Below are 13,734 nucleotides of genomic sequence, written 5' to 3'. Positions count from 1 at the left end.
CTGTGACACCTGCTCAAAGTGCCTGGGGCCTGCGGTTCTGGTTGATCACCGTGGCGGCAGTGGCCAGCATCCTCGTTACCGCTTCACTGGGGCGATGGCAGCTGTCGCGTGCCGCGCAAAAGCAAACCCTGCAATCGCTGCTGGACCAGCGCGCCGCCTTGCCGCCGCTCGACAACCGTGCGCTGCGCGGACAGGCACTTGCCGGTGAAGGCCCTGCCCAAGACCTGACGCATCGCGCAGTGGTGCTGCAAGGGCGCTGGGTGCCAGAGCACACGGTTTATCTGGACAACCGGCAAATGCAGGGCCGGCCCGGATTTTTTGTGGCCACGCCACTGCAGCTGGAGGGCGGCGACGGGGTGGTGCTGGTTCAGCGCGGCTGGGTGCCCCGCAATTTTCAGGATCGCGAGTCGCTGCCCCCGGTGCAGACGGCGCCGGGCGTGGTGCAGCTTGCCGGGCGCATCGCGCCGCCGCCGTCGCGCCTGTATGAGTTCCAGAGTGCCGATAGTTCGCAGGGGTCTTCCCGCATCCGGCAAAATCTGGACCTTGCCGCGTTTCGCACCGAAACGGGGCTTGCACTGATGGATCTGTCGGTGCTGCAGACCGGGCCCGCCAGCGAGGGCATGCAACGGGAGTGGCCCGTCATCGGCGCCGGCGTCGACAAACACTACGGTTATGCATTTCAATGGTTCGGGCTCAGCAGCCTGATTGCACTTCTCTATGTCTGGTTCCAACTCGTCCGACGCTTACTCCGCCCGCGCCCAAAGTCCCTTGCCTGAGGCGCGCGCACACCATCCTCTGGGGCTTACGGTGCATAACCTGCCCGAGGCCGGCAACGCCGTGGCCCATGCACAGAACGCCCGCCACGGACGCTGGAAGATGCTGGCGGTGCTGCTGGTCTGCGCAGCCCCGGTCATTGCCTCGTATTTCACTTACTACGTGGTGCGCCCCGACGGCCGTCGCAACTACGGTGAGTTGATACAGCCGCAACGCACTTTGCCCGATCTGGCCACGACCGCGCTCGATGGTGCGCCCGGCAAGCTGCCCGCGCTCAAGGGCCAGTGGTTGCTGGTGAGTGTGGGGGGCGGCGCGTGTGATGCCACGTGCCAGCAGCACCTGTATCTGCAGAGGCAACTGCGGGAAAGCGTGGGCAAAGAGAAAGACCGGGTGGACTGGATCTGGCTGGTGACCGATGCCGCCCCTTTGCCGGCGGATATCTCCCCCGCGCTGCAGCAGGCCACAGTACTGCGGGTCAATGGCCCTGCGCTTGCCCAGTGGCTGGAGCCCGCCCCGGGCCGCGCGCTGTCCGAGCACCTTTACGTTGTGGACCCGATGGGCAACTGGATGATGCGATTTCCTGCCCTGATGGATGCCTCAGGCGCCGGCAAGGCCAAGCGGGATCTGGAACGCCTGCTGCGCGCCTCGTCTTCATGGGACGACGCCGGACGGCCAGGGCAACCCTGATGGACTCCCAACCGCTTTACGACCTTGTACCGCTGGCGCAAATGATGTTGCTGGGCATCGTGATCGCGCTCGGGCCTGTGGCCTGGGTGGGCTGGCGCCATCGCGGCAGCGCCCGGGGGCACCGTTTGCAGGCGCTGACGGTGCTGACCCTGTTCCTGACTTTTGATCTGGTGCTGTTCGGCGCTTTCACCCGGTTGACGGATTCCGGCCTGGGCTGCCCCGACTGGCCGGGCTGCTACGGCAGCGCCAGCCCGGTGGGCGCGCGCGCGGACATTGCGGCGGCGCAAGAAGCCATGCCCACCGGGCCGGTGACGCACGGCAAGGCCTGGGTGGAGATGATCCACCGTTACCTCGCCACGGGCGTTGGCGTGCTGATCATTGTGCTGACCGTGGCCACCTGGCTGCAATGGCGGCGTGCCCGGGCCGACAGCACGGTGTCGCCGCCCGTGATGAGCCCGTGGTGGCCCACTTTCACCCTGGTCTGGGTCTGCCTGCAGGGCGCGTTTGGCGCACTCACGGTCACCATGAAGCTGTTTCCCGCCATCGTCACGCTGCATTTGATGGGTGGCGTCGTGCTGCTGGCACTGCTGTGCGTGCAGGCCGTGCGCCATACCCAGGCAGTGCGGGGCGTGCAGCCTGCCGTGCTGGCGGCGCCGCTGCGGCTGAGGGTGCTCGTGACGGGCGCGCTGGTGGCGCTGCAGGTTGTGCTGGGAGGCTGGGTCAGCACCAATTACGCGGTGCTGGCCTGCACCACCTTTCCCACCTGTCAGGGCAGCTGGTGGCCCGTGATGGACTTTGCCCAGGGGTTTCAACTCTGGCGGCCGCTTGGGCTGCTGCAGGACGGCAGCCACATCAGCTTTGCCGGCCTGACCGCCATCCACTATGCGCACCGCCTGGTGGCCTATGGGGTGTTGCTGGCGCTGGCATGGCTGGCATGGCGCCTGCACCGCGCCACGGCGCTGCGCTTGCAGGCGCGGTGGCTTGCGGGCCTGGCGCTGCTGCAGCTGGCCACGGGCCTGAGCAACGTGGTGCTGGGTTGGCCCCTGCTCGCTGCGGTTTTGCACACGGGGGGCGCTGCCGCCCTGGTGGTGGTGCTGACCTGGGCGCTATCTTCCAGCCGCGCTGCCCTGGCGCCCCAGGGGTCTTTTGCACCATCCAGCGCACCGAGGGTTTCCGCATGAGTGTTGCTTCCACTTTCCCAGCGCCGTCGCGCTTTTCTCAGTTTTACGCGCTGACCAAGCCCCGCGTGGTGCAGCTCATCGTGTTTTGCGCGCTGATTGGCATGGTGCTGGCCGTGCCAGGCCTGCCCACGCTGGCGCAGCTGGGGCAGATGGCGCTGGCCAGCGCTGGCGTGTGGCTGGTGGCGGGCGCTGCCGCGGCGTTCAACTGCATCGTCGAGCAGGGCATTGATGCCAAGATGAAGCGCACGTCCTGGCGGCCCACTGCCAAGGGCGAGCTGTCCAACACGCAAACGCTGCTGTTCTCGGCCCTGTTGTGTGCGGCCGGCTCGGCCCTGCTGTATGTCTGGGTCAACCCGCTGACGATGTGGCTCACGTTCGCCACTTTTGTGGGCTATGCCGTCGTGTACACCGTCATCCTCAAGCCGCTGACGCCGCAAAACATCGTGATTGGCGGTGCCTCGGGCGCCATGCCCCCCGTGCTGGGCTGGGCCGCCATGACAGGCGACGTGGGCCCCGAGGCGCTGATTTTGTTCCTCATCATCTTCCTGTGGACGCCGCCGCATTTCTGGGCGCTGGCGCTGTACCGGGTGGAGGACTATCGCAAGTCGGGCCTGCCCATGCTGCCGGTTACGCACGGCAACGAGTTCACGCGCCTGCAGGTGTTTTTGTACACGCTGATCCTCTTTGCGGGGTGCCTGATGCCGTTCATTTTTGGCATGAGTTCGTGGATCTACCTTGTGGCGGCCGTGCTGCTGAGCGCCGGGTTCTGCGGCTACGGTTTTGCGTTGTGGCGCAATTACTCCGACGCCCTGGCGCGCAAGACCTTTCGTTTTTCTCTCATCCACCTGAGCGTGCTGTTTGCCGCACTGCTGGTGGACCACTATGCGATGTGAACACGATGTACAAAAGAAACGCTCTTAAAGTGATAGCTGTTGGCGCTTTATCCATAAGCGCTGCAGGCATATTAGGCGCTTGTTCTGACGAAAAGACCGAATTTCGCGGTGTGGACATCACGGGGGCCGACTACGCCCGCGATATTCCACTGACCGACCACAACGGTCAAAAGCGCAGCCTGCAGGACTTCCGCGGCAAAGTGGTGGTGGTGTTCTTTGGCTACACCCAATGCCCCGATGTCTGCCCCACCTCCATGCAGGAGCTGGTCGAGGTCAAACAGATGCTGGGCAAGGACGGCGACCGCCTGCAGGGCATTTTCGTCACCGTCGACCCCGAGCGCGACAAGCCCGAGATGCTCAAGGCCTACATGGCCAATTTCGACCCCAGCTTTTTGGCGCTGTCAGGCACCCCCGAGCAGACCGCCGCTGTGGCCAAGGACTTCAAGATCTACTACAAGAAGGTCGATGGAAAAACCCCCACCAGCTACACCATGGACCACTCTGCGGGCAGTTACGTGTATGACACGGCAGGCCGCCTGCGTGTTTACAACCGTTACGGCAGCGGCGCGCAAGCCCTGGGGGCCGATGTGCGGGCGCTGCTGCAAGAGGCAGGCTGACGCGCGCAGCGCGCGCCGGCGTTAACCCCGGTCGCGCATCGCATTGGGCTGTCCAGCGCGACGGTGAAGGCCAAGCGCTGGCGCTACCCCTGTACGACCAGCGAAGCCGCCATCGCGCACGCTGGATGGGGCAGCCGGGTCATTCGGCCTTGATCCCTTGCGAGGTGATCACCGCGCCGAGTGCGCGCGTATCCGTCTGGATGCGGTTGGCCAGACCTTCGGCGGTGGTGCCCTTGACCTGCCAACCCTGCTGAAACAGCTTGGCGCGCACTTCCGGGCTGCGGGCGATTTCGCTGAACAGCGCCGACAGGCGCGCCGCCACTGGTTTGGGCAGAGACCGGGGGGCCGCCACCGCATTCCAGATTTCGAGGTTGAAGTCTTTCACGCCCGCTTCGGCCAGGCTGGGGTATTCGGGCACCAGGGTGCTGCGTCCACTGGATGTGACGCCGATCACGCGCAGCTTGCCCGCGCGCGCCTGCGCGGCGGCCATGGCCGGAGGAAGCAGCGAGAGCTGGATCTGGCCGCCAATGATGGCGTTGATGACCTGCGGATTGCCCGGATAAGGCACATGCACCGGGTTGATGCCTGCCTTGTTTTTGAGCAGCTCCATGCCGATATGTGCCACCGTGCCCACGCCCGGCGTGCCGTAGTTCCAGCGGTCGCCGCTGGCGCGTGCCGCCGCAAAAAACTCTTGCGCGGTTGCCCCCGGCGCGTTGGCCGGTGCGGCCAGGGCCAGCGGGGCCGTGGCGATCAGGCTGATGGGAGTCAGGTCCTTGAGCGGGTCGTAGTTGATTCTGGGGTTGATGAGCCTGGCAATCGTCAGGTTGCCATTGATCATGATGCCCAGGGTGTGATCGTCTGTGGCTTTGGCCACGGCGTCCGCTGCGATGTTGCCGCCTGCGCCCACCTTGTTTTCCACAATCACCGGCTGCCCCAGGGCTTTGGCCAGCGGTTCGGCCAGCGTGCGCGCCACCAGATCGGGCGACGACCCGCCCGGAAAGCCCACCACCAGCTTCACGGGCTTGCTGGGCCAGCCGGGTGTGGCCGCGGCCGTGGTGGATTGTGCAAGTGCGGGGCTGAAAGCGGCGGCAAGGGCCAGCGCCAGCGCAGCGCGACGCAGGGGGGATGGGGTCATCAGTAAATCCTCCGGTCATGGACGGGTGCGAGGGCGGTTTTTGCCGGCACCCAAAAAAAACGCGCAACCAGGGTTGCGCGTTGAATTATCCCTGCTGCCCACACCCGTGCTTGCGGGTGCGTCAGCAGACCGGCACTGCTCAGGCGTATGCCGCCAGCGCGGTTTTCATCTTCTTCATGGCGGCTACCTCGATCTGGCGAATGCGCTCGGCGCTCACGCCATAGACGGCAGCCAGGTCGTGCAGCGTCATGCCGCCAGAGCCATCGTCGTTGACCTTGAGCCAGCGCTCTTCCACGATGCGGCGGCTGCGGTCGTCCAGGCTGGCCAGTGCGGTGGCAATGCCATCGGTGGCGAGTTCATCGCGCTGGCGCGACTCGATCATCGCGGTGGGCTCGTGCGAAGCGTCGGCCAGATAGGCAATGGGGCCAAAAGCCAGCTCGCCGTCATCGGACGGAGCCGGGTCGAGCAGCACATCGCCGCCCGACATGCGGGTTTCCATCTCGATGACTTCTTCGCGCTTCACATTGAGCTGTGCTGCCACGGAGTCGATTTCGTGGTCGGACAGGGTGTCGCGGTGCGTGGCGGCATCGGCTGCTGCCGCATCGGACTTGAAACCCTGCTTCATGGACCGCAGATTGAAGAACAGCTTGCGCTGCGCCTTGGTGGTCGCCACCTTCACCATGCGCCAGTTCTTCAGGATGTATTCGTGGATCTCGGCCTTGATCCAGTGCATGGCGTAGCTCACCAGGCGCACGCCCTGCTCGGGGTCAAAGCGCTTGACGGCCTTCATCAGGCCCACGTTGCCTTCCTGGATCAGGTCGCCGTGCGGCAGGCCGTAGCCAAGGTACTGGCGCGCAATCGACACCACAAGGCGCAGGTGCGACATCACCAGACGGCCAGCGGCGTCCACATCGTTGTGGTCCCGCAGCTGGCGGGCATAGGTTTGCTCTTCCTCGTGGGTGAGCAGGGGCAGGCGGTTGACAGCCGAAATGTAGGCGTCCAGATTGCCCAAAGGCGGCACCAGCGCCCATGGGTTGGCGGGCGCCAAAGTCGTCGCTGCGGTTCCAGATTGAAGTTTCATTCCGGGAGTCCTTTCCTCTAAGCTTTTATGTTAGCACTCTCTTTGACGGAGTGCTAAGGCCGGAGTTCCCGTGTGGTTGGGAAAGAGGTCATCCTGGCACAACATTTGCTTTTTCTCGTTGCAGGCTTTGGTATTTTCTCACCGGAGGCGGGCTTTCGGTACACCCCAACATGGGCTTAACCCATTGATTTGTAATGAAGTTATTCCAATCGGGTGGAGTCTGTCCAGCGCCGCCCGGCAGGGCGGCGCTGGTGTTTTCAGGCCTGCCCGAAACTGTCGGGCATTTGCACCGCCACCACGCTGCCGCGTGCGGTGATCACGCCCGCCACCATGACCGTGGTTTCCACCACGACCTTGCGGCCTTTGATTTCCTTCACGCGGCCGCGAATCTCCAGCGTTGCGTCCAGCGGCGTGGGTTTGAGAAAGTCCACATGCAGGGAGCCGGTGACGAAGCGAAACGGTGGCAGCGTGCCCATTTCACGGCCTTCGCTGCGGTACATGGCGGCGGCAGCCGTGCCGGTGCTGTGGCAGTCGATCAGCGAAGCAATCAACCCGCCATAGGCGTAGCCAGGTACCGAGGTGTGAAACGGCTCGGGCTTGAAACGGGTCACGGTTTCTTCGCCCTCCCAGAAAGTCTTTATCTGGTGGCCGTGGTGGTTGTTGCTGCCACAGCCGTAGCAATGCGACACGTTTTCGGGGTAGTAGTCTTGAAACGCTTTCATGGGTGGGTTCCGGGGTTGGGTCAGCAGGCAGAACGGGGGGAAACTCAAGCCTTCAGGCCGTCACGGCGCCAGGCCCAGGGCTGTGCGCAGTTGGGCTTCGGTGCTGGCGTGGCTCACCGTGCTCACGCGGCCGTCTTGCAGCGCGATCAGCGTCACCGCGCCGTCTTGGCGGGGCCAGTTTTTTAGCAGCGCCTCGTCCAGTACCACGCCCAACACAAACGGCATTTCACGCAGCGCGGGCAAGGCAAAGGTGCGGGTCACAAAGCCGGGCATGCGGCTCAGGTCTGCCAGGTAGACGGCCTGGCGCGTGGCCAAAAAACCTGCCGGCTGGTCCGCCAGCACGGTCTGCACCAGGTTGGAGGCCTTGCGGCCTGCCGCAAACAGCACCAGCTTCGTGTCGGCGCTCACTTTCCACGCCTGGTCGTGCTGGTCTTTCAGTGTCAGCTCGGGCAGTGCTTGGCCTGGTTGCAGTGGTGGGCTGGCCAGTGCCAGTGCGGGCCAGCTCAGCAGCGCGGCCAGCAGCAGTGCGGTGTGGTTCGGGCGGAGTCGGAATTTTGCGATGGGCATGGGGGTGTCCTGGTCGGGGTTCAGGTGGCGCGGCGGTGGTGGCTGCGTGCGCTGGCACCGGCGCCGGTGTTGCTGCGAGGGCGGGTGTTCATCGGTATTTCCTCAGGTAGACACCTTCAAAGAAGCGCTTGGCCCAGTGAAACAGGCGGGATGAGGGCAGGATGATCTGGCGTCGGGTGTTGCGAAACACCAGGGTGCCGTGATCGATGGCATCGATGATGCAAATGAGCTCCACCTTGAAGGTGGCTGTGGGCGTTTCGCCGCGCAGGCCTTTGAGCAGGTTGTCGGCCGCAGCGGCCGCCTGCAGGTCGGCCATGTGGGCTTGCTTGGGCATCCAGTCGGGGCCAGGAAAGCTGCCCGAATCTCCCACCACATACACATGTTGCGTGCCCTGCACGCGGCATTGCGCGTCGGCTTGGAGCAGACCACCGGCGGAGCGGGCCAGCGGCGTCTGGTCAAACCAGGCGTTGCCGGTCATTCCGGGCATGAACAGGATCAGATCGGCCGGAAACGAGCCGCCCTCGGTGACCACGCGGTCGGGCTCAAAGCGCGCCAGCTTGTGGCCAAGGCGGGTGCTGATGCCGCGGCGTGTCATCTCGGCCAGCAGGTGCTGAACCGCCTTCGGTCCGAGGCGGCTGCCCGGCTCGGTGGAGGGGTTGAAGAACACGATGTTGAACTTGTTGCGTCGGCCCTCGCGCCTGAGCTGCTCATCAATGCCGAACAGAAACTCGAACATCGGTCCCCCGCGCACGGCACTGGGCTCGTTGGGGTTGCCGGCAAAGCCCACGGCAATGGTGCCGCCGGTAATGGTACGCAGGCGGTCACGGATACGCTCGGCCGCCGCAATGCCTTCGCAAGGCGTGATGGCGTGTTCAATGCCCGGCAATTTTTTGATGAAGCGCCCACCGCTGGCAATCACCAGTGCGTCGTTGCGCAGCTCGCCAGCCGTGGTGAGCACCACCCGGCCACCGTCTCGAAGACCGGTGACCTCGGCAGCGATGTGGTTCACCTTCATGCGCGAAAAAAAGTTGGACAGCGGAACCACCAGCTGCTTGCGGGTGCGCAGCCCCGACGGAATCCAGATGATGCCCGGCAGGTAGTGCAGTTCGGCGCGTGGTGCCACCAGGGTGATGTGCGTATCGGGGTCGCGTTGGCGAATTTCCCGCACGGTGGACAGGGCGCCAAAGCCGGCGCCAATGACGGTGATGTGAGCGGCAGGTTGCATGGAGTCAGGTTCCTCACGCGGCGAAGGGAGTGGTGGGGCGCAAGTCCGCTGCGCCAGCGCGCAACGTCTGCTTGTCGCCCTTGCTGTCGTGGTGGGTGCGCAGCGGCAGTCCGTGTTTGCTCAGCATAGCCGTGCCGCATGGGCTGGCCGCGCTCCTAGGAGCCTCTCGGACGTGGAAATCGTCGGCTGCAAATCGGCCGCAGCGGTCCATTTTTGGCTCTGCCTCTATTCGAGAACACCGTGTTTTTGCCCCATAGCCGGGCTATGGGGCTGCAAATCCGGCTAGTACTGTCCTCGCTGGGGTCGATTCTCGCTTTCGACGCTCCAAGTCCGACAGGCTCCTAGCATCTTGCAGGGCGTGGGCTGCTTCGCGAAGGCGCTCATGCCTATGGCTGCGGCCTTGGTGCGCACGCTGGCGGGGCGGCTGGAACATTCCGGTCCAGCCAGTCGCTCACCTGGGCGTACAGCGCATCTTCCTCATCGAAACCATCGTGCCGCCCCGCCCGCACCAGCAGGCTGGCGTGCGGGGCGCTGGCTTGCAGGCGCTGGGCGCATCCCAGCGGAACCACCGTGTCGTCCTGGCCGTGAACCAGCAGCACCGGGGCCTGGATGTGCGCGATGCGCGACACGGGGGCGATGTCGTCAAACCGCTGGCCAATCACCCGTTCGATATAGCGGTTGACCAGCCAGCCCAGCGGCCAGAACGGAATGCGGTATTCGGCCAGCCAGCGGCGCATCACCTGCTCGGGGTGCGCAAAGGCTGAGACGCTGACGATGGCCGCCACGTCGCTGCGCTGCGAGCCGGCCAGCAACGCGGCGGCAGCGCCCAGCGAATGCCCCATCAGGACCACCGGTTGCGCGGGTTCGCCGAGCTGGCCTGGCAGCCAGTCCAGGCAGGCGTGCAGGTCTTCGGCAAACCGGGGCAGCGAGCTGTGCCCGTCGGGGTCGCTGCGACCGTGGTTGCGTGCATCGGGCAGCAGCACCGACCAGCCCCGGCGGTGCAAGGCCAGCGCCGCAGGGCGCAACTGGCTGCCGTTGCCGCCCCAGCCGTGCTGCAAGATCACCACGCCGCGCCCGGCGGGGCCGGGCAACCACTGCGCGGCCAGGTGTTTGCCGTTGGCGGTGGGCACCGAAACCCATTGCAGGCCGGTCAGCGGAGCGACCGCGCCGGGGTGTTCAAGCCGGGGCGGTGCCAGTTCGCGCCGCAACCAGCGCAGGCCCAGCCAGCCCAGCCCCCAAGCGGCGGGGGGCACCAAAAGCGCGGCCCAGGCGTTCATGCGGTTTGTGGCTCGCTGCGAGGGCTGTGTGCGTGCGCTGCGGGGCGGTGTGGGTCCATGGTCATGGGCACCATTGTGGCCGACCACCCAGGCCCCTGGCGGTCTGCCGGAATGGACCTTGCGCCCTGCGGTTCCGGGGTAGCAAGAATTATGATAAAAAGTGGCTCTAGCGCAATAACCATAAGCGCTATAAGCTATAAAAATAATAGCTTATGTGCATGCTTCATCAGACCCCACAACCAGCGCCAACCCCGCTGCGGAGCCAAAGTCCATGCCCGGCAACTCCCCTTCTGATGTTCTTGCGGCCGATGGCGTGTGCGCCGTCACCACCACCGTGGCCACCCCTGAGGAAGCCCGGCGGCTGGCGCAGGCCGTGTTGCAGCAGCGCCTGGCGGCGTGCGTGCAGGTCGAGCCCATCACCTCGCATTACCGCTGGCAGGGGGCGCTGCACGAGGAGGCTGAGTGGCGACTGGTGTGCAAGACAGTGGCCCGGAGCGTTGCGGGCCTGCTGCAGCTGTTACAGGCGCAGCACCCCTACGAACTGCCGCAGCTGCTGGTGCAGCCGCTGCAGGCAAGCGCCGCCTATGCCGACTGGGTGCGGCAGGAGACGCTGCCGGGGTAGCTTTCAGCCCAACAGCGCCTGGGCGAATTCGCGCGCATTGAAGGTTTCCAGGTCTTCCAGCTTTTCGCCCACGCCGATGAAATACACCGGAATCGGCCGCTCCTGCGCGATGGCGGCCAGCACGCCGCCCTTGGCCGTGCCATCGAGTTTGGTGACCACCAGGCCGGTGAGCTGCAGCGCGTCGTCAAACGAGCGCACCTGGGCCAGCGCGTTCTGGCCGGTGTTGCCATCAATCACCAGCAGCACTTCGTGCGGAGCCGTGGCGTCGGCCTTGGTCACCACGCGCTTGATCTTTTGCAGCTCTTGCATCAGGTGCAGCTGCGTAGGCAGGCGGCCTGCCGTGTCCACCAGCACCACGTCCTTGCCGCGTGCCTTGCCGGCGGTCACGGCGTCAAAGCTCACGGCGGCGGGGTCGCCGCCCTCCTGGCTGACGATTTCCACCGTGTTGCGGTCGGCCCATACGCCCAGCTGCTCGCGCGCTGCGGCGCGGAAGGTGTCGGCCGCCGCCAGCAGCACGCTGGCGCCTTCGTTGGCGAGGTGCTTGGTGAGTTTGCCAATCGACGTGGTCTTGCCCGCGCCGTTCACGCCCGCCACCATGATGACGGTGGGGGTGTGCTCACCAATCACCAGGGCTTTTTCGAGCGGGCGCAACAGGTCGGTCAGGGCGTCGGCCAGCAGGCCCTTGACGGCGGCGGGGTCGGTGGTTTTGGTGTCCTTGACGCGGCGCTTGAGATCGGTCAGCAGCCACTGCGTGGCCTTGACGCCGGTGTCGGCAAGCAGCAGGGCTTCTTCGAGCTCTTCGTAGAGCGCATCGTCGATCTGGGTGCCGGTGAACACGGTGGCGATGCTGGAGCCCGTCTTGCGCAGACCGGTTTTGAGGCGGTCGAGCCAGCCCTTGCGTTCAGCGGGCGTGGGCGCTTGCCCGGTCGGCACGTTAGGTGCCAATGGCGCCACTGGCGCTACTGGCGCTATTGGCACCGGGGATACCGCAGGCACCGGCGGTGCTGCCACGGCAACGGGCTCGGCCGCCACCGCCACGGCGGGCATGGGCCGGGATACCGGCGCAGAGGTCGGCACAGGTATCGGTGCAGGCACCGGCACATGCACCTGGACAGGCGGTGGTTCAACCGCTGGCGCTGCTGCAGGGGCGGGCACGGGCGGCTTGGCCGCGAAGGGGTTGCGCAGCCAGCCAAAGCCACCGCTGGCTGCCGGCTGTGCGGCCGGCGCTTGCGGGCTGGAAGCCGCAGCGCCCGCCGCCGGCGCCGCGTCGGCCACCGGGGGCAGGGCGGCCGCAGAAGAGGGCGCTGGCAACGGCGCCGCCTGCGTGGGCTGGCTGGCGGGTGCCTGCTGCGCGGGCGGCGCTATTGGCGCTGGCGCGGGCAGTGCATCCGGCACGGCGGGTGTCGCAGGGGCCGCCACAGCGGGCTGTGCGGGCGTGGGAGTGGGTTTTTTCTTGAAAAAACTGAACATTGGCAGGTACTTAGAATCACTCCATTCTATGAAACGTGCTTTCCCCCTTCTGGGCCTGCTGGCCTGCCTGAGTGCCGGGGCGCAATCCCCGGTGTCCCCAACCCCCTTTGCGACACCACCATCGGCCCTGTCCGCGCAGGCTGCCACGGCTTCGGGCGCGCAACAGTTCACGCTGGCCAATGGCATGCAGCTCATCGTGCAGCCCGACCGCCGTGCGCCCACGGCCATGCACATGGTGTGGCTGCGCGTGGGCTCCATGGACGAGGTCGATGGCACCTCGGGCGTGGCCCATGTGCTGGAGCACATGATGTTCAAGGGCACCAAGACCGTGCCGCCGGGCGAGTTTTCGCGCCGGGTGGCAGCGCTGGGTGGTCAGGAAAACGCCTTCACCAGCCGCGACTACACGGGCTATTACCAGCAGATTCCCGCGCACCGTCTGGAAGACGTGATGCGCCTGGAGTCCGACCGCTTTGCGCACAACCAGTGGCCCGACGACGAGTTCAAGCGCGAAATCGAGGTGGTCAAGGAAGAGCGCCGCCTGCGCACCGAAGACCAGCCCCGCGCCTTGATGGTCGAACAGCTTTTTGCGGCCACCTTCATGGCCTCGCCTTACCGCCGCCCGGTGGTGGGCTGGATGAGCGACCTGGACGCCCTGACGCCCGGGGACGTGCGCGCTTTTCACCGCCAGTGGTATGTGCCCGGCAACGCGGCAGTGGTGGTGGCCGGTGATGTGGATGTGGCCAAGGTGCGCGCGCTGGCCGAAAAATACTATGGCCGCCTGCCAGCCCGTGCCCTGCCGGCGCGCAAGCCGCGCACCGAGCCCGCACAGCAGGGCCTGCGCCGCATTGCCGTCAAGGCCCCGGCCGAGCAGGCCTATGTGGCCCTGGCGTTTCGCGTGCCCGGCATGAATCGGGTCGAGGCGCTGACCGATGCCGACCGCGATGCCCTGGCGCTGATGGTGTTGTCGGCCGTGCTCAGCGGCTACGACGGTGCACGCCTGGAGCGCGCGCTGAGCCAGGGCCCCGAGCGCGTGGCCGACAGCGCGGGCAGTTCGGCCATGGTGACGGGGCGCGGCCCCAGCCTGTTTTTGCTCAGCGGCGTGCCCGCCCAGGGCAAGACGGCGCAGCAGGTCGAGGACGCCCTGCGCGCCGAAGTGGCCCGCGTGGCCCGCGAGGGTGTGAGCGAGGCCGAGCTGTCGCGCGTCAAAACCCAGTGGATTGCTTCGACCGTGTACCAGCGCGACTCGGTGCACGGGCAGGCCCAGGATCTGGGCAGCAACTGGGTGCAGGGCCTGCCCCTGGATGCCGAAGAGCGCCTGCTGGCGCTGCTGCGCACCGTGACACCCGAACAGGTGCAGCAGGTGGCCGCCCGTTATTTTGGTGACGACCAGCTCACCGTGGCCACGCTGCTGCCGCAGCCGCTGGATGCCAAGGCCAAGCGCACCGCACCGGCCGCTGGCGCCACGCGCCACTGACCCCGCACC

The 13,734-nt window shown here is 66.1% G+C and carries 14 protein-coding genes; 7 read left to right on the top strand and 7 right to left on the bottom strand.

Going from position 1 to position 13,734, the window contains the following annotated elements:
• The first annotated feature begins 2 nt into the window (after positions 1–2).
• From B7Y64_RS03170 to B7Y64_RS03150, 5 genes are read left to right on the top strand one after another with little or no spacing between them, the layout of a single operon-like run.
• A complete protein-coding gene (locus B7Y64_RS03170; RefSeq protein ID WP_291324893.1) occupies positions 3–776 on the top strand; it encodes an SURF1 family protein in 774 nt (257 codons plus the stop codon).
• Positions 718–1,461, top strand: coding sequence for a hypothetical protein (locus B7Y64_RS03165; protein ID WP_291324894.1), 744 nt, complete (start codon positions 718–720; stop codon positions 1,459–1,461). Before B7Y64_RS03170 ends, B7Y64_RS03165 begins: the two co-directional genes overlap by 59 nt.
• Complete coding sequence (locus B7Y64_RS03160) at positions 1,458–2,642, top strand: heme A synthase (protein ID WP_291324904.1); 1,185 nt, start codon at positions 1,458–1,460, stop codon at positions 2,640–2,642. Before B7Y64_RS03165 ends, B7Y64_RS03160 begins: the two co-directional genes overlap by 4 nt.
• Positions 2,639–3,535, top strand: a complete 897-nt coding sequence (gene cyoE, locus B7Y64_RS03155; protein ID WP_024816152.1) for a heme o synthase — start codon at positions 2,639–2,641, stop codon at positions 3,533–3,535. Before B7Y64_RS03160 ends, cyoE begins: the two co-directional genes overlap by 4 nt.
• 5 nt (positions 3,536–3,540) lie before the next feature.
• Positions 3,541–4,152: an SCO family protein gene (locus tag B7Y64_RS03150; RefSeq protein WP_291324895.1), complete on the top strand. Its 612-nt coding sequence runs from the start codon at positions 3,541–3,543 to the stop codon at positions 4,150–4,152.
• A gap of 139 nt (positions 4,153–4,291) precedes the next feature.
• Here B7Y64_RS03150 and B7Y64_RS03145 read toward each other — a convergent pair whose 3' ends face one another.
• The 6 genes from B7Y64_RS03145 to B7Y64_RS03120 form a co-directional block, all read right to left on the bottom strand.
• Positions 4,292–5,287: a tripartite tricarboxylate transporter substrate binding protein gene (locus B7Y64_RS03145; RefSeq protein WP_291324896.1), complete on the bottom strand. Its 996-nt coding sequence runs from the start codon at positions 5,285–5,287 to the stop codon at positions 4,292–4,294.
• Between the two features lie 139 nt (positions 5,288–5,426).
• Positions 5,427–6,368, bottom strand: a complete 942-nt coding sequence (rpoH, locus tag B7Y64_RS03140; RefSeq protein WP_291324897.1) for an RNA polymerase sigma factor RpoH — start codon at positions 6,366–6,368, stop codon at positions 5,427–5,429.
• 257 nt (positions 6,369–6,625) lie between these two features.
• Positions 6,626–7,090 (bottom strand): PaaI family thioesterase, encoded by a 465-nt coding sequence (locus B7Y64_RS03135; RefSeq protein WP_111865727.1) that lies wholly within the window; start codon positions 7,088–7,090, stop codon positions 6,626–6,628.
• A 60-nt stretch (positions 7,091–7,150) separates the two neighbouring features.
• Positions 7,151–7,657: a hypothetical protein gene (locus tag B7Y64_RS03130; RefSeq protein WP_291324898.1), complete on the bottom strand. Its 507-nt coding sequence runs from the start codon at positions 7,655–7,657 to the stop codon at positions 7,151–7,153.
• 88 nt (positions 7,658–7,745) lie between these two features.
• Positions 7,746–8,882, bottom strand: a complete 1,137-nt coding sequence (locus tag B7Y64_RS03125) for an FAD-dependent oxidoreductase (protein ID WP_291324899.1) — start codon at positions 8,880–8,882, stop codon at positions 7,746–7,748.
• A 386-nt stretch (positions 8,883–9,268) separates the two neighbouring features.
• Complete coding sequence (locus B7Y64_RS03120; RefSeq protein ID WP_291324900.1) at positions 9,269–10,159, bottom strand: alpha/beta fold hydrolase; 891 nt, start codon at positions 10,157–10,159, stop codon at positions 9,269–9,271.
• Between the two features lie 271 nt (positions 10,160–10,430).
• Between B7Y64_RS03120 and cutA the strand changes: the two genes are divergently transcribed.
• Positions 10,431–10,781, top strand: a complete 351-nt coding sequence (gene cutA / locus B7Y64_RS03115; RefSeq protein ID WP_291324901.1) for a divalent-cation tolerance protein CutA — start codon at positions 10,431–10,433, stop codon at positions 10,779–10,781.
• Positions 10,782–10,784: 3 nt separating this feature from the next.
• Here the strand turns inward: cutA and ftsY are convergent, their stop codons facing one another.
• The gene (gene ftsY, locus B7Y64_RS03110; RefSeq protein WP_291324902.1) at positions 10,785–12,251 is read right to left on the bottom strand and encodes a signal recognition particle-docking protein FtsY; all 1,467 of its coding nucleotides are present in this window, start codon (positions 12,249–12,251) and stop codon (positions 10,785–10,787) included.
• Between the two features lie 28 nt (positions 12,252–12,279).
• Between ftsY and B7Y64_RS03105 the strand changes: the two genes are divergently transcribed.
• Positions 12,280–13,725 (top strand): pitrilysin family protein, encoded by a 1,446-nt coding sequence (locus tag B7Y64_RS03105; protein ID WP_291324903.1) that lies wholly within the window; start codon positions 12,280–12,282, stop codon positions 13,723–13,725.
• Positions 13,726–13,734 lie beyond the last annotated feature (9 nt).

This window comes from Acidovorax sp. 35-64-16 (assembly GCF_002281195.1).
Taxonomy (GTDB): domain Bacteria; phylum Pseudomonadota; class Gammaproteobacteria; order Burkholderiales; family Burkholderiaceae_C; genus Acidovorax; species Acidovorax defluvii.
This window is presented reverse-complemented; position numbering and strand designations above follow the sequence as displayed.